General features: G+C 72.1%; 13 protein-coding genes and 1 tRNA gene. 7 read left to right on the forward strand and 7 right to left on the reverse strand.

Going from position 1 to position 15,673, the window contains the following annotated elements; genetic code table 11:
• Nucleotide 1: 1 nt before the first annotated feature.
• Together FB474_RS18105 and FB474_RS18110 are read left to right on the forward strand one after the other, a co-directional pair.
• Nucleotides 2–712: an ABC transporter ATP-binding protein gene (locus FB474_RS18105; RefSeq protein WP_141790258.1), complete on the forward strand. Its 711-nt coding sequence runs from the start codon at nucleotides 2–4 to the stop codon at nucleotides 710–712.
• 53 nt (nucleotides 713–765) lie between these two features.
• A complete protein-coding gene (locus FB474_RS18110; RefSeq protein WP_141790259.1) occupies nucleotides 766–1,980 on the forward strand; it encodes an acyl-CoA dehydrogenase family protein in 1,215 nt (404 codons plus the stop codon).
• On the opposite strand, the gene FB474_RS18115 is transcribed toward FB474_RS18110, so the two are convergent.
• Genes FB474_RS18115 through FB474_RS18130 form a run of 4 tightly spaced genes read right to left on the reverse strand, consistent with a single transcriptional unit; the run spans nucleotide 1,971 to nucleotide 7,695 of the window.
• Entirely contained in the window at nucleotides 1,971–3,302 is a 1,332-nt protein-coding gene (locus tag FB474_RS18115) for a bifunctional glycosyltransferase family 2/GtrA family protein (protein WP_141790260.1), read from the reverse strand. The two genes, FB474_RS18110 and FB474_RS18115, sit on opposite strands and share 10 nt — an antisense overlap.
• A 10-nt stretch (nucleotides 3,303–3,312) precedes the next feature.
• Nucleotides 3,313–5,391, reverse strand: a complete 2,079-nt coding sequence (locus FB474_RS18120) for a glycosyltransferase family 39 protein (RefSeq protein WP_141790261.1) — start codon at nucleotides 5,389–5,391, stop codon at nucleotides 3,313–3,315.
• Between the two features lie 55 nt (nucleotides 5,392–5,446).
• A complete protein-coding gene (locus FB474_RS18125) occupies nucleotides 5,447–6,940 on the reverse strand; it encodes a sensor histidine kinase (RefSeq protein WP_141790262.1) in 1,494 nt (497 codons plus the stop codon).
• 14 nt (nucleotides 6,941–6,954) lie between these two features.
• Complete coding sequence (locus tag FB474_RS18130; protein WP_141790263.1) at nucleotides 6,955–7,695, reverse strand: response regulator transcription factor; 741 nt, start codon at nucleotides 7,693–7,695, stop codon at nucleotides 6,955–6,957.
• A gap of 167 nt (nucleotides 7,696–7,862) precedes the next feature.
• Here FB474_RS18130 and FB474_RS18135 point away from each other — a divergent pair, with 167 nt between their 5' ends.
• Both FB474_RS18135 and FB474_RS20860 read left to right on the forward strand, forming a co-directional pair.
• Complete coding sequence (locus FB474_RS18135) at nucleotides 7,863–8,552, forward strand: hypothetical protein (RefSeq protein WP_141790264.1); 690 nt, start codon at nucleotides 7,863–7,865, stop codon at nucleotides 8,550–8,552.
• Complete coding sequence (locus FB474_RS20860; protein WP_185746256.1) at nucleotides 8,549–8,707, forward strand: hypothetical protein; 159 nt, start codon at nucleotides 8,549–8,551, stop codon at nucleotides 8,705–8,707. Before FB474_RS18135 ends, FB474_RS20860 begins: the two co-directional genes overlap by 4 nt.
• 4 nt (nucleotides 8,708–8,711) lie before the next feature.
• On the opposite strand, the gene FB474_RS18140 is transcribed toward FB474_RS20860, so the two are convergent.
• Both FB474_RS18140 and FB474_RS18145 read right to left on the reverse strand, forming a co-directional pair.
• A complete protein-coding gene (locus FB474_RS18140; RefSeq protein WP_141790265.1) occupies nucleotides 8,712–10,175 on the reverse strand; it encodes a hypothetical protein in 1,464 nt (487 codons plus the stop codon).
• A gap of 131 nt (nucleotides 10,176–10,306) precedes the next feature.
• Complete coding sequence (locus FB474_RS18145) at nucleotides 10,307–12,169, reverse strand: phosphoenolpyruvate carboxykinase (GTP) (protein ID WP_141790266.1); 1,863 nt, start codon at nucleotides 12,167–12,169, stop codon at nucleotides 10,307–10,309.
• 539 nt (nucleotides 12,170–12,708) lie between these two features.
• Between FB474_RS18145 and FB474_RS18150 the strand changes: the two genes are divergently transcribed.
• From FB474_RS18150 to FB474_RS18155, 3 genes are all read left to right on the forward strand, one after another.
• A tRNA-Arg gene (locus FB474_RS18150) sits at nucleotides 12,709–12,781 on the forward strand.
• A 113-nt stretch (nucleotides 12,782–12,894) separates the two neighbouring features.
• A complete protein-coding gene (locus tag FB474_RS20865) occupies nucleotides 12,895–13,059 on the forward strand; it encodes a hypothetical protein (protein WP_185746257.1) in 165 nt (54 codons plus the stop codon).
• 462 nt (nucleotides 13,060–13,521) lie between these two features.
• Entirely contained in the window at nucleotides 13,522–14,595 is a 1,074-nt protein-coding gene (locus FB474_RS18155) for a phosphodiester glycosidase family protein (RefSeq protein ID WP_221632669.1), read from the forward strand.
• A 279-nt stretch (nucleotides 14,596–14,874) separates the two neighbouring features.
• Here the strand turns inward: FB474_RS18155 and FB474_RS18160 are convergent, their stop codons facing one another.
• A complete protein-coding gene (locus FB474_RS18160; protein ID WP_221632670.1) occupies nucleotides 14,875–15,561 on the reverse strand; it encodes a class I SAM-dependent methyltransferase in 687 nt (228 codons plus the stop codon).
• Nucleotides 15,562–15,673: the final 112 nt, after the last annotated feature.

Raw genomic sequence — 15,673 nt, forward strand, 5'->3', positions numbered from 1 at the left:
CATGACCCCCTCGGCCCCCACCCCCGTCCGCGACGGTGTCGCCGTCAGCCTGCGCTCGGTGTCCAAGACCTACCGGCTCGGCGACGGGTCCACACTCACCGCCGCCGACGGGATCGACCTGGACCTCGGCGCCGGCCGGTTCACCGCCGTCGTCGGCCCGTCGGGCTCAGGCAAGTCGACCCTGCTCCACCTGATCGGCGCGATCGACGAGCCCGACTCGGGGACGATCACCGTCGGCGAGCAGGAGGTCACCAGCCTCGGCCGGCGGGCGCTCGCCGACTACCGTTCCACCATCGGCTTCGTCTTCCAGCAGTTCCACCTCATCCCGGCGCTGACGTTGCTGGACAACGTGATCGCTCCTCTCGTCGGCCGTCGAGTGGCCTTCGACCGGCACGAGCGCGCCCGTGAGCTGCTCGAGGCGGTCGGCCTCGGCGACCGTCACGCCTCGCTGCCCTCCCAGCTGTCTGGTGGACAGCAGCAGCGCGTCGCCATCGCCCGCGCGCTTGTCGCCGGCCCGGGGCTGCTCCTGGCCGACGAGCCCACGGGCAACCTCGACAGTCACACCGCCGGCGAGATCCTCGCGCTGCTCGCGAACCTGCAGCGCACCCACGGCACGACCGTCGTCATGGCTACGCACGACCCTTCGGTCGCGGACCGCGCCGACCGGGTGGTCGCGATCCGCGACGGCCGGCTCGACCCGGCGCCGGCGTGACCCGGTCGCGGAGGCGAGGGGCACGGCATACCGGGGTGTCCTAGGGTCGGGCCATGGACTTCGGCTTCACCCCGGTCATGGAGCAGTGGCAGCAACGCGTGCAGGCCTTCCTCGACGAGGTGGTCTACCCGGCCGAGGCGACGTTCTACGAGCAGGTGGCCGCGCAGGCACAGAGCAACCCGTGGGGGCGTCCGCCGGTCATGGCCGAGCTCAAGGCCGAGGCGCAGCGGCGCGGGCTGTGGAACCTGTTCCTGCCCGGTGAGCGGGGCGCGGGGCTGAGCAACCTGGAGTATGCCCCGCTGGCCGAGCTGTCCGGCCGCTCCCCGATGCTGGCCCCCGAGGCGATGAACTGCGCCGCGCCGGACACCGGCAACATGGAGGTGCTGGCGCACTTCGCCACGCCGGCGGTGCAACGGCAGTGGCTGGAACCGTTGCTGCGCGGGGAGATCCGCTCGGCGTACTCGATGACCGAGCCCGAGGTCGCCAGCTCCGACGCCAACAACATCGCCACGCGCATCGAGGTCGACGACGACGAGCTCGTCGTCACCGGCCGCAAGTGGTGGTCCAGCGGCGCGATGGCCCCGGAGTGCAAGGTCGCCATCGTCATGGGCCTGTCCGACCCCGACGGCGAGCGGCACCAGCGGCACAGCATGGTCGTCGTCCCGCTGGACACCCCGGGCGTCGACGTGCGCCGGTCCACGCACGTGCTCGGCTACACCGACGGCCCGCACGGCGGGCACGCCGAGATCGTGTATGACGCCGTGCGGGTCCCGCGGGAGAACCTCCTCGGGGAGCTCCACCGCGGGTTCGCCATCGGCCAGGCCCGGCTCGGGCCGGGACGGATCCACCACTGCATGCGGTTGATCGGCATGGCCGAGCGGGCGTACGACCTCATGTGCGAGCGGGTGCAGCAGCGCGTGGCGTTCGGCAAGCCGCTGGCCGCGCAGGGCGTCGTGCAGGAGTGGGTGGCCGAGGCGCGGATCCGCATCGAGCAGGCCCGGCTGCTGGTGCTCAAGACCGCGTGGCTGATGGATACCGTCGGCAACCGCGGCGCCGCCGTGGAGATCTCGGCGATCAAGGTCGCGGTGCCGGAGATGGCCACGTGGGTGATCGACCGGGCGATGCAGGCCCACGGCGGGATGGGCGTCTGCCAGGACACGGTCCTGCCCGAGCTCTACGCCCAGGCCCGGATGCTGCACCTGGCCGACGGGCCGGACGAGGTCCACCGCATGGCCCTCGCCCGGCGCGAGCTCAAGCGCTACGCCTGACGGGCCAGCGTCTCGCCGACCGCGGCGCCCCCCTGCCCGACCGAACGCACCATTTCCGTCGTCTCGGGCTCCGGAACCGCAGGATTCGACGGATCTGGTGCGCTCGGTGGGGGAGATGCAGGGGTGGCGGGAGCGGTGGCAGGGCGCGCTGGGGTGCGGAAGATCCACCAGCGCATCGCCGCGAACCGGACCGCCGTCGAGAGCATGTTGGCCACAGCGATGGTCAGGGTCTGCACGCCGGTCCCTGCGCCGGGCGCCAGCACGTGCAGCAGCCCCAGCGCCGCGCTGGTCATCACCAGCGTGATGCCGAACACCAGCAGCCCCTGAGCCTGCTGCAACCCGGCCCTGCGTCGGTCGCGCAGCCCGAAGGTCCACCGCCGGTTGGCCGCGGTGTTGAAGACCGTCGCGACGAACAGCGCGAGCACGTTGGCCACCTGCGCCGAGGGCAGCCCCGGGCGCAGCAACGCGAACAGGCCCAGGTGCAGGACCGTGCTCGCGAGGCCGATGCCGCCGAACCGCCACAGCTGCCCGACCAGCCGGCCGGCGAGCTGCTGCTCGTGCGGGCGCCGCCCGATCCGGGCGCGGATGTCCTCCACCGGCAGGCGGCCGGAGCGCAGCCCGCGGCGCACCCGGCGCACGCCGCGCAGGTCGTCGAGGGCGGTCTGCACGATCGCCACGCGGCTGTCCGGGTCGTCGAACCAGTCGACCGGCACCTCGTGGATGCGCAGCCCGCTGCGCTCGGCCAGGACGAGCAGCTCGGTGTCGAAGAACCACGTCGGGTCCTCCACCAACGGCAGCAGCTCGGCGGCCACGTCGGCGCGGATCGCCTTGAACCCGCACTGCGCGTCGCTGAACCGCGAGCCCAGCGCCGCGCGGAGGATGAGGTTGTATGCGCGGGAGACCACCTCCCGTTTCGCGCCCCTCACCACCCGGGCGCCGCGGGCGAGCCGGCTGCCGATCGCCACGTCGGAGTGTCCCGACATCAGCGGGGCGACCAGCGGCCACAGCGCGTCGAGGTCGGTGGACAGGTCGACGTCCATGTACGCCAGGATCGGCGCGTCGGAGGCCGACCAGACCGCCTTGAGCGCCCGGCCCCGTCCCTTCCGGTCCAGGTGCACGGCGGACACCTCGGGCATCGCCGCGGCCAGGCCCAGGGCCACGTCCCACGTCCGGTCGGTGCTGGCGTTGTCGGCCACGGTGATCCGGAACGGGTAGGGAAACGTCGCGTGCAGGTGCCCGGCGAGCCGGCGGACGCACGCCGGCAGGGTGTGCTCCTCGTTGTGGACCGGGATGACGACGTCGAGGACGGGGCGGGCGCTCATCGGGTTCACCTCAGTTCACGCTCGTCGTGGTGGACGAGGTGGCACCGCTGGTCGGCTGGGTCAGGTCGTAGAAGGTCGAGCCGCCGATGGTGACCGCGGTGTAGTTCTGCTCCACCCAGCTGCTGATCTGGCTGGCCGTGCCCGACCCGCCCATGCCGCCGCCGGGTCCGCCCTGGCCCCCGGCGAGGAAGTAGTGCACCTTGCCCTGGCTGACCCACGCCTGGAACTGGGCCAGGGTCGGTGAGGGGTCGCTGCCGTTGAACCCGCCGATCGCCATGAGCGGCAGCCGGGTGCCCAGCTGCAGGCCGGCGGCGTTCTGCGAGCCGATCGCCGCGGCGACCCAGGTGTACTTCGAGGCGTTCGCCGACAGGGCCGAGACGACCGCGGTGCTCGGGGTGCTGGCGTCGAGCAGGCCGCCCATGCCGCCACCGGGACCCTGCCGGGTGCCGCCCTGCGCCGTGCCGGTCCCGCCCTGCGCCGTGCCGGTGCCGCCCTGGGCGGTGCCGGTCTGCCCACCGAAGCCACCGAAGCCACCGAAGCCACCGAAGCCACCGAAGCCGCCGGGAGGGCCGCCGGCCAGGCCGCGGCCCGGGCCACCCATGCCGCCCTGGCCGGACGGCCCCGCGCTCGGGATGGAGCCGGTGTGCGGGGTCGTGACGGTGGACAGGCTGTATGCCGCTGGGCCGGCCAGCGCAGCCACGAGCGCCGCGGTGGCGACCACCGGGACCGCGTGGCGGTGGACCCGGCCGATGACCAGGAACATCGCGGCGGCGAACAGGCCCGCGACGACGACCGCGACGCGCAGCCACGGGAACCAGTCAGGGGTGCGGGCCAGCAGCGTGTAGGACCAGATCGCGGCCACCGCGGTGGCGATCGCGAGGGTGAGCGAGCCGACCAGCCCGTGCCGGTGCTCCCACGCCTCCCTGGCCCCCATGCCGACCAGGGCGCCGATGGCCGGAGCCAGCGCGATCGTGTAGTAGGCGTGGAAGATGCCGGCCATCAGGCTGAACGTGAGCAGCGTGACGAGCAGCCAGCCGCCCCAGACGATGTATGCCGCGCGGCGGGCGTCCGTGCGCGGGGCCCGGCCGCGCAGCCACAGGCCGACGGCGAGCAGGATGAGCGCGCTCGGGATGAGCCAGGACACCTGGCCGCCGATGTCGCCGTTGAACATGCGGGTCAGGCCGGTGGCGCCCCACATGCCGGTCCCGTTCGGGCCGGCACCGCCGCCGACCGAACCGGTCTCGTTGCCGGTGATCCGGCCCAGGCCGTTGTAGCCGAGGGCGAGCTCGAGGATCGAGTTGGTCTGCGAGCCACCGATGTAGGGACGGTCGGCGGCGGGGATGAGCTCGACGATGGCCAACCACCAGCCGGCCGAGACGACCATGGCGGCGCCGGCGGCGAGCAGGTGCAGGAGGCGCTTGCGCAGCGGGGTGTCCGCGGCCACGAGGTAGGCCAGGGCGAAGGCCGGCACGACCAGCAGGGCCTGCAGCATCTTGGTGAGGAAGCCGAAGCCGACGAAGACGCCGACCCAGATGAGCCAGCGGGGGCTGGCCTTCTCGATCGCCTTCATCGTCGCCCACGCCCCGAGGGTCATGAGCAGCACCAGCAGCGCATCGGGGTTGTTGAAGCGGAACATCATCACCGCGACCGGGGTCAGCGCGAGGACCGCGCCGGCGAGCAGGCCTGCGGCGGCACCGAACTGGTGCCTGACCGTCGCATACAGCACGCCGACCGAGGCGACGCCCATGAGCACCTCGGGCATGAGGATGCTGAACGAGCTGAGCCCGAATGCCCGCACCGACAGCGCCATCACCCACAGCGAGGCGGGCGTCTTGTCGACGGTGATCGAGTTGCCGGTGTCGGAGCTGCCGAAGAAGAAGGCCTTCCAGCTCTCGCTTCCGGCTTGGACGGCGGCGGAGTAGAAGGAGTTGGCCCAGCCGCTGGCGGTGAGCCCGTAGAAGTAGAGCGCCGCGGTCGCGACCAGCAGGCCGACCAGTGCGGGACGCTCCCAGGAGCGTTGCGGCGCAGTGGTTTCGGCGGGTCCGGCCACGGGCTGCGCCGCGTGCCTGGGAAGCGTCATGGTGTCCATGACGTCGACTCTGGGAGCCGGGCCTGTGCCGTCCCTGTGAGGTGGCTGAGGTGGGCTAGTGAGCCGGGAGCGCGACCCGGAAGACCGTCTGGCCGGGCTTGCTCGACAGGTCGACGCGTCCGCCGTGGGCCAGCGTCACCGCGTGCACGATGCTCAGCCCGAGGCCGGTGCTGCCGGCTGCGCGGGACCGGGACGCCTCGCCGCGCGCGAACCGCTGGAACACGTTGGGCTGCAAGGCGTCCGGGATGCCGGGCCCATTGTCCTCCACGGTGACGCTGACCTCGCCGTCGGTCTCGGCGACGCTGGTGCGCACGGTGGTGCCGGGAGGGGTGTGCGTGCGGGCGTTGGCCAGCAGGTTGGCGACGATCTGGTGCAGGCGTGCCGAGTCGCCGGAGACGTTGACGGCGTCCTCCGGCACGTCAAGCTGCCAGACGTGGTCCGGGCCGGCCGCATGCGCGTCGCTGACGGCGTCGACGACCAGCCGGGTCAGGTCGACCGGCTCGCGCTCCAGCGGGCGGCCGGCGTCCAGGCGGGCCAGCAGCAGCAGGTCCTCGACGAGCTCGGTCATCCGCTGCGCCTCGGACTCCACGCGTCCGAGCGCATGGGCGACCGACGGCGGCACGGGCTCCGGCGCGCGACGGGACAGCTCGGCATACCCGCGGATGGACGCCAAGGGCGTCCGCAGCTCGTGGCTGGCGTCGGCGACGAACTGGCGCACGCGCATCTCGCTGTCGTGGCGGGCGTTGAGGGCCTCGCCGACGTGGTCGAGCAGGCCGTTGAGCGCCGAGCCGACCTGGCCGACCTCGGTGCGTTCGTCCGTGAACTCGGCCGGCACGCGCTCGGCGAGGGCGACCGCTCCGGAGTCCAGCGGCAGGTGCGAGACCTTGGTGGCGGTGGCGGCGACGCGTTCGAGCGGGAGCAGGTTGCGGCGCACCAGCCAGCTCCCGGCCGCTGCCACGGCGATGAGGCCGAAGGCGGTGGCGATGACGACGATGAATGAGAGCCGTGCCACGGTCTCGCGCTGCGGGCCGACGGGCAGGCCGGTCAGCAGGGTCGTGGAGCTGGCGCCGTCGGCGCTGGGCCGTTGCGTGGCGACGAGTCGGTAGGCGCCGGTGGAGCCACCGAGGTCGACGGTGGCGGGACGGCTGCCGATGCCGGCGTCCTCCAGACGCGACAGCTGGCTCTCGGTGAGCTTGACCGGACCTTGCGAGGGCGTGACCACGAAGCCCTCGTCGGCCGAGGACCCGGTGAGCTCGACGTGCAGGAAGCCGCCACCCAACCCGGGCGGGAGAGCGCCGTGCTCGGTCCCCAGGTCGCCGCTGCCCGGTCCGGGGCCACCGCCCCCACCCGGGCGTCCGCCCCCGTCGGTGACCCGGTGGGCCTGGGACATGAGCTGGTTGTCCAGCTGCCCCATGAGGAAGCCGTTGAGCGCCAGCACGGTGACCACGCCCGTGGCCACCGTCATGGTGAGGAACAGGGCGACGGTCGAGGCGACCAGCTTGGAGCGCAGTGTCCAGGTCGCCGGACGCATCCACGTGGGGCGGCTCATGGGACGACTGTGGCTCAGGTCGCGGGCTTGAGCACGTAGCCCACACCGCGCATGGTGTGGATCATCGGCTCCCGGCCCACGTCGATCTTCTTGCGCAGGTAGGAGATGTAGAGCTCGACGACGTTGGCCTGGCCGCCGAAGTCGTAGTTCCAGACACGGTCGAGGATCTGCGCCTTGGACAGCACCCGCTTGGGGTTGCGCATGAGGTAGCGCAGCAGCTCGAACTCGGTCGCGGTCAGGTTGACCGTGTCGCCGCCGCGGGTGACCTCGTGGCTGTCCTCGTCCATGACCAGGTCGCCGACGACCAGCTGGGACCCGGCGTCCTCGGCCATGACGGCGGTGCGGCGCATGAGCGCGCGCAGCCGGGCCACGACCTCCTCGAGGCTGAACGGCTTGGTGACGTAGTCGTCGCCGCCGGCGGTCAGCCCCGCCACGCGGTCCTCGACCGCGTCACGCGCGGTGAGGAAGAGGACCGGGACGTTGGGGTTGTCTGCGCGCATCCGGCGCAGCACCTCCATGCCGTCGAAATCCGGCAGCATCATGTCCAGCGCGACGGCGTCGGGCTGGAACTCGCGGGCGGCGCGCACGGCCGCCATGCCGGTGCCGGCCGAGCGGACCTCCCAGCCCTCGTAGCGCAGGGCCATGCTGAGCAGCTCGGTGAGGTTGTTCTCGTCGTCGACGACGAGGACGCGCACCGGGGCGCCGTCGAATCGGCGCAGCGGGGCGGACGCGGGGCGGGCGGTCGACTGGCTCATGACACCCAGTGAAGCGTCGTTACCTGAAGAGACCATCGCGAGTTCCTGTACATACCCTGTGAACGCTCTGTGGTGGGGTCTCAGCGACCCGACACGACCGTCACAGCCCCGTCACAGGCCCGCGGCCCAGTCTCGACGGCGACGACCCCGCCACCGAGGAGCCCCACATGACTGCTTCGTCGCCGCAGACCCCCTGGGCCCACAGCCCCACCGCGGAGCTGCCCACGACCCCAACCCGCCCGGACGTCGTCGGGCCGGTCCAGGTCGACACCATCTCGTATGCCGCGTCGCCGGCCGCCGCGGCCCTCGCACCGTCCGGTGCTGCCGCCGCCGGGACCGTGCAGGTGGCGGCCCCGGAGCAGGCAGGACCGGTCGCGGGCGCGGGATCGGCCCAGGGGGCGAACCCGGCCGCCCCGGCGCCGCCTGCCGTCCAGCCCCCGGTGTGGTCAGGCCGCAAGACCGCCATCGCCGCGGCCCTGGCGATCGGCTTTGCCGCGGTCGGCGCGGTGGGCGCCGCCGCGGTGATCGGGGACCAGAGCCAGACCCAGTCCGGGCTCGGCGGCCAGTTCGGCCCGGGCCGGGGCGGGCAGCTCGGTCCGGGCGGGCAGGGCCAGTTCGGCCGGGGCGGGCAGCTCGGTCCGGGCGGGCAGGGCCAGTTCGGTCAAGGGCATCTCGGCCCGGGGCAGGGTGGCCAGCTCGGTCAGCTGCCCGGCGCCCAGCAAGGGCAGGGCGGGCAGTTCGGGCAGCCGGGTGGCCGGCTGCCCGGCGGGCAGCAGGGCCAGACCGGCCAGCAGCCGGGCGTCCCGGGTCAGGACCCCCAGGGCCAGACCGGCTCGACCACGGGGCGGACGACATGACCCCGCGGGAGTGGCTGCGCGCCCACCAGCCCCGGCGGGCCGGGCGGTCCACGCTGACGCAGCCCACGGCATACAAGGACCTCGGGGTGCTGCCGGTCTGTGGCGGCAGCGTGCGGCCGCTGGCCTCGCAGCGGGAGCGGGCCGCGCGCGGGTAGCGGGTCAGCCGCGGGCCGACCCCAGGCCGAGGACAACAGCCAGACCGAGGGCGCTGCGCGGCTCATACGGTCCGCGCCACAGGCCGCCGTGGACCGCGCCGAACGCCTCGTCCTGCCACGGGTGCTCGTGCGCCGGGGTTCCGGCGCGCAGGTCGTGCACGAGCAGCGCGGCCATGAGCACATTGCTGGTGGCGGGCTCGAACACCTCGATCCCGAAGCGGTGCGCCCCGGCATAGGCCGCAGCCAGGGCCCGGTTCTTCACCACCGAGCGGGTCCGGGTCGGCGGGGCGACCTTGAGGGACACCACGCTGCCCGCCGCCCGGGCCGTCGTGGCTCGCCAGCGCTGCAGCCGCTTGGCCAGGGCGTAGTTGGGTCCCTGCTGGGGGACCAGGCTGTCGTTGACGCCGGGGTCGGCGCCGGGGGCGTAGTTGCGGCGCAGCAGCCGGCCGCCGCTGAGCACCCGCAGCGGCTGGCGCAGCAGGGTGCGCGCCCCGGCGTGGTCGTAGGCGTAGCCGGACCGGGCCACCGCGTCGGCGGGTACGGCGAACACGTCGGTGGGCGTGGCCAGGAAGGCCAGCGCCACGTCGTCCCGGCGGCGCTGGAGCTCGACGGTCAGCGCGTCGACCGCCATCGCCACGCGGACGTTGGTCGCGCCGTCGGCGTAGACGTAGTTGCCCAGCACCAGCGGGCCCTCGATGCCGGTCAGCCAGTCGGCCACCTGTGGCAGGCGGTGGACCAGGTCGGCGCCGGCCCGCTGCTCCAGGGGGCGCGGGTCGGAGGTCACCGGGGCCGGCAGCTGCAGCCGGCCGGCCGACCGCGACGTCAGCTCCGCCAGCCGCGACCACACCTCCGGCCGGGGCAGATCGACGCCGACGACGTCCCCGCCCCAGCCGAGCAGCGCCCGCAGCGGGCCCATCTCCGAGCCGGCGCCCAGCACGACCACCCGCTGGTCGGACAGGTCCAGCCACTCCGGGTGGGCCTGCACCTCGCGCACCGCCTCGGCCGCGCTGGGCTCGAGGACTCCGTCCTCCTCCCACGCGTCGAGCCGGCGCCGCAGCGCGTCACCGCGCAGGCGCTCGCCGTGCCATGGCAGGGACAGCTCGCGCTCGGGCTCGCCGCGGCCCTCGATGACCTCGGTGCCGAGCGGGTCGGCGTCGCCGGGGAGGGCGAACGACTCGGCCAGGCCCACCTCGTCGCCGGACTCCAGCCGCACCCGCATCCGGTCGTGCAGCGAGGCCAGGCCGTCGGCCGCGATGGTGCGGGCGGCATCGGGGGAGAGCAGCCCGGCCTCCAGCAGCCGGCGGAAGTGGGTCACGTAGCCGTGCCGCCAGCTCGTCTCCTGTTCCGCGGCCCGCGACCCCACCGGGTCCACCGCCCGCAGCGCGTCGGCCACGACGGCCCGCCCGAGGGCGGAGGTGCTGCGCGCCCCGTCGACCTCGGGGAAGACGACTCCGGTGCTGTCGGACATGGCTCTCCTCGGGTGCCGGGGGTGACCCGGCCATCATGCTGGGCGGTGACCGGCACGGCATACCGGAGGGGGATGCGCAGGGGCCCGGCACGCAGGCTGCGTGCCGGGCCCCTGAGGCGTATGCCGGGTGGCTACTTCACGCCGAGGCGGGCCTTGAGGCCGTCCAGCTCGGTCCACAGCGTCGTCGGCAGCGTCGGGCCGAACTTGTCGAACCACTCCTGGATCTGCGGGATCTCCGCGGCCCACTCGTCGGCGTCGACGTTGAGCGCGATCCGCAGCTGCTCCTCGGTCATGTCGAGGCCGTCGGTGTCGAGGGACTCCGGCGTCGGCACGTGGCCGATGGGGGTCTCGACCGCCGCCGCGGTGCCCTCGAGGCGCTCCACGACCCACTTGAGGACGCGGGAGTTCTCGCCGAAGCCGGGCCACACGAAGCCACCGTCGGCGTCGCGACGGAACCAGTTGACGTAGAAGATCTTGGGCAGCTTGGCCGCGTCCGCGTCCTTGCCGACCTTGATCCAGTGGTTGAAGTAGTCGCCGGCGTTGTAGCCGATGAACGGCAGCATCGCCATCGGGTCGCGGCGCACGACGCCCACGGCGCCGGTGGCGGCAGCGGTGGTCTCGGAGGAGAGCGTCGCGCCCATGAAGGTGCCGTGCACCCAGTCGCGGGCCTCGGTGACCAGCGGGATGGTCGTCTTGCGGCGGCCACCGAACAGGATCGCCGAGATCGGCACGCCCTGCGGGTCGTCGTACTCCGGCGCCAGGATCGGGCACTGCTCGATCGGGGTGCAGAAGCGGCTGTTGGGGTGGCTGCTCGGCTCGGTCGACTCGGGCGTCCAGTCGCGGCCCTTCCAGTCGATCAGGTGGGCCGGCTTCTCCTCGGTCATGCCCTCCCACCAGATGTCACCGTCGTCGGTCAGGGCGACGTTGGTGAACACCGAGTTGCCCTTGGCGATGGTGCGCATCGCGTTGGGGTTGGTGTCCCAGCCGGTGCCCGGCGCGACGCCGAACAGGCCGAACTCGGGGTTGACGGCGTAGAGGCGGCCGTCCTTGCCGAACTTCATCCAGGCGATGTCGTCGCCGAGGGTCTCGACCTTCCAGCCCGGGATGGTCGGCTCGAGCATGGCCAGGTTGGTCTTGCCACAGGCGCTCGGGAACGCGGCGGCGATGTACTTGACCGTGCCCTCGGGGGAGGTGAGCTTGAGGATGAGCATGTGCTCGGCCAGCCAGCCCTCGTCGCGGGCCATGACGCTGGCGATCCGCAGGGAGTAGCACTTCTTGCCGAGCAGGGCGTTGCCGCCGTAGCCGGAGCCGTAGCTCCAGATCATCCGCTCCTCGGGGAACTGCACGATGTACTTGGTGTCGCTGCACGGCCAGGCGACGTCCTTCTGGCCGGGCTCGAGCGGGGCGCCCACGGAGTGCAGGGCGGGGACGAAGTCGGCGTCGAGCTCCTCGATCCGCTTCAGGACCTTGGTGCCGATGCGAGCCATGACGCGCATCGAGGCGACGACGTAGGCGGAGTCGGTGATCTCCACGCCGAACATCGGCTTGTCGGCGTTGAGGTGCCCCATGACGAAGGGGATGACATAGAGGGTCCGGCCCTTCATCGACCCCCGGTAGAGGTCGGTCATGATCGCCTTCATCTCGTCCGGCGCCATCCAGTTGTTGGTGGGGCCGGCGTCCTTCTCCTCGACGGAGCAGATGTAGGTCCGGTCCTCGACCCGCGCGACGTCGCTGGGGTCGGAGGCGCAGTGGAACGAGTTGGGCTTGAGGTCCTCGTTGAGCCGGGTGAAGGTGCCGACCTCGACGAGCTCGTCGGTCAGCGCCTTCCACTCCTCGTCCGACCCGGTGACCCAGTGGATGCGGTCCGGCGTCGTGAGGGCGGCAACCTCAGCAACCCAGGACGCGAGCCGGGCGTGGGTGGTGCTGCCGTCACTCGGGATCTCGGCGCCAGGCGTGGCCGTGGCGGGGGTTGCTGTGGTCGTCTCAGTCGTCATGAGATCGGGCCATCCCTTTCGCGCGGCGACCGCGTGCTGGTCGCCTGCGTCAGTTGCGGTGGTGCGTCCGATGTGGGCCCCGCGCCGCCCCTTCGTCGGGCGACGCTTGCTACAGCCCCCGACGGAGTTGGCGACATGGTGTCCACATGGTGAACGCGCTTGTGGTTGCCAAGGTAGCCCCGGTCCAAGGGTGGGCGGAACCGTCGTGTTCGGCGCTCGCTCGTGAAACGTCTCACAAAGTCCGGTTGTTTGTCGGTTTCTTGCAATGACCTGCAAGAAAGCGACCGATTCGCTGCAAGATCGGTTGCGGAGAGGGGCCCTTCGGCCCTGTGCCGGCCCTGCCCGTACGCCGGGTGCCAGGGGTCCGGAGGAGGGCCCGGGATGGGGGTGGCCGGGTCGGTCGTCGGCCTCGCCGGCCCGGGTGCTTCCAGGCCGTCCGTTGGGGTGCTTCGGGCGGTCCGCGGACCGCGATTTCGCGCCACGGTCGGGCTCGGGTATTCTCATCTCCCGTTGCGCCGGACCAGTCCGGAGAGCGGCAAGCGCCCGTAGCTCAACGGATAGAGCATTTGACTACGGATCAAAAGGTTAGGGGTTCGAATCCCTTCGGGCGCGCTCTGTGTTGAGACAGAAGAAGGAGCCCCGACCGCTTCCACACGGTCGGGGCTTCTGCTGTCTCCGGGGGTCAGGGGTCCCGCCAAGTGGTGCGCTGTGCCACGCTGGTCGCCGTGGGCAGATCCGCCCGGCTCGTCCTGTTCGTCGCTGCCGTCGTTGCCTGCGTGGTGAGCGTGGCCCTGGGCCTGACCACGCACAACCTGTTCGCGCTGCTGATGGCCGCTGGCATGCTCAGCGTGGCCATCTCTCAGTTCGCCGAGCTGCGCCTGATGAAGTGAGCCGCCAGTAAGCCACACCCCTCCGGCCGCGGACCTTCACCCTTCCCGAACCGTGGACCCGGCATCGCCTGGCCGAGCCACGAGGCTCCACTTCCCGTCGCGATGTCGCCCGAATCCGAGTCGGCTCGATTAGCCTCGGTCGCACCGTCTAGACGGCGCCAACATGTCCGTCGTGAATGACGTGGGGGCTTGCTGCACAGGCGGGCCGTCAAGGGATGGATGGACACATGGCAGGCACTCATGATGGGTGATGTGCAGCGACCTGACCTCGGTGCCGGTGCGGGCGTGCCCCCCGAGGGGGCTGACTCAACGCCCGGCCCAGGGGACCGCGCGAGGCGAAGTGCGCACCGACGGCAGCTGCGCGACCCTGCTGTCGTCAGGAGGCGACGACGCCACCGTCTGCTGTGGGCAGCGCCCCTCGTCGGGCTGCTGTTGTGGGCGACGGTGTCGTATGCCACGTGGATGACGCAGCCGACGAGCATGTCTCCGGGCGTGCGCAGCGTCGAGTGGGTGAGATCCGAGGTGCCTTTCGGCAACCCGCTGATCGACGAGGTCGAGCACCTCTACTACAGCGCGACCGCGCCGAAGAAGGGCGGGCCGTCGCTGAAGAGGCTGCCGGCAGTCGGGGTGAGCCGGCCGCCAAGCCGCCCGGGGGCTCCGACGTCCCCTGCTCAGGCCATCGCCTGGCCGAGGCCCATCACGCCGGTCTTCCCACACCCGCTGGACGGTGAGGGCATCTGGGCGCCCGCCGGCCCGCCGATCGACAAGGGGCAACCGGTGCTGGTGTCGACCTACCGCCCTGAGGTCGACTATCCGGGCATCGTCGCGTACGTCGGCTGGTTCGACCACACGCGCACCGCGATCGGCTACTACCCCGGCCGCTACGAGCCGCCGCACGCAGCCGTGCGCGGGCCGATGATGGTCCCGAGCTCCCAGCGTTCGCGGTTGCTCGCCACCTTCAACGGCGGCTTCACCTACGTGGACGGCCACAACGGCTCGACCGACAACGGCCTTGTGAACGAGCCGCTGAAGCGCGGTAACGCGACGCTCGTGGGCTATCGCGACGGTCGGCTCGACATCGTGAACTGGACCGGCGGCCGGACCACGGGGCCGGACGTGGCGTGGGCCCGCCAGAGCCTGGCGCCGATCGTCGAGAACGGCCGCGTCAACCCTGCGTTGAACGCGGACCCGAACAGCCCGCAGTGGGGGTACACGCTCGGCGGGGTCACCCGCGTCTGGCGCACCGGCGTCGGCATCGACGCACGCGGCAACCTCATCTACGTCGCCGCCCCCGGCCAGACGGTGATCACCCTCGCCAGGATCCTCCAGCACGTCGGTGCGGTGCGGGCGATGGAGTTCGACATCAACCCTGAATGGCACACATTCATCACCTACAGCCACCTCCACGGCCTCGACCCGACCGAGGTCGGACCCAACCCGATGCAGTCGGACCACCGCTACCTCGTCCCCGACGACCGTGACTTCTTCGCGGTCTACCAACGATCGCCCGGTCCGGTCACCGTCCCGTTCACGTAGGCAGTCCGCCGGCTCGTCGCCGACGCGGCCACCTTTTGTCGCACATCCCTGGCCCAAGGCACAGCGGCCGTCCCTGCATCGGAGCGGAGTCAGAAGAAGGAGCCCCGACCGCTTCCACACGGTTGCCCGCAGCGGGGCGGCCTTGTCCTCGCTGGGGTCCGCGGTCAGCACCTGCCCGTCGTTCCGAGGAAGGACAGCCCGCTGGTGCCGGCGGTGAAGCGGACGCCACCGAGTGCACGACAGGCCGCCGCGGGTCGTCGATTGTCCCGACGTGAGGACTCAGAGGCTCCGGACGCGCAGCACCCCGGTCAACGTCGGGAGGGTGAACTCGCCGCAGGTCGTCTCGGGTCTGCTCCCGAGGAAGGCGCGGATACGACCCAGCGTGGCCTCTTGTTCCTGTTCTGGCATGACCAGTAGCCCCGCGCGCGTCGCGATGGTCGCGGCCAGAGAATCGGCCGTGCGGCGCTGCCCGTGTGGAAACACCTCCTGTTCCGGCGAACCGAACCGAGCGACCACACCCGTCACCGGAAGATGCAGCTGGGCCGTCTCGGCCCGCCAGCTCTCGGGCGTGTCACGCGGGCCGATGGCCGCGCTGCCGCTGACTCGCGCAAGCTCGGCAACCCATGGGACCCGGTCGTCCATGAGGTTCCACAGGCCGGCCAGGAGCCTTTGGGTGCGAGCACCCTGGCGATCTCCGGGCCCGCGACGGCCATGTCGAACCAGTGCACGCCGCAGCTCGGCCAGCATCGCCGGGTCGGGTTCAACTGCAATGACGTCGATTCCCAGCGCGATCAGCGTGGCTGTGAGCTTGCCGGTGCCGGCGCCCAGGTCGAGCACGCGCGGGCCGGGTGCCGGCTCGAGGGCCCAGCGCACCGCGGCCTGCGCGTAGTCCGGACGGTGCTCGGCGTAAGCGACCGCCGCGGAGCCGAACGAGGAGGCATGACGTAGCCGGTCATCCTGGTCCACGCGGTCACGCTATCGGTGCGGCAAAGCTCTCCGGGGCAATCGCGGATGGACGAATCGGTGTCCAGGTCTGCGCACACGCCGAACCCCGGCCTCCTTCGTTGCGGGAGGCCGG

It is taken from the genome of Oryzihumus leptocrescens, from assembly GCF_006716205.1.
Classification (GTDB): domain Bacteria; phylum Actinomycetota; class Actinomycetes; order Actinomycetales; family Dermatophilaceae; genus Oryzihumus; species Oryzihumus leptocrescens.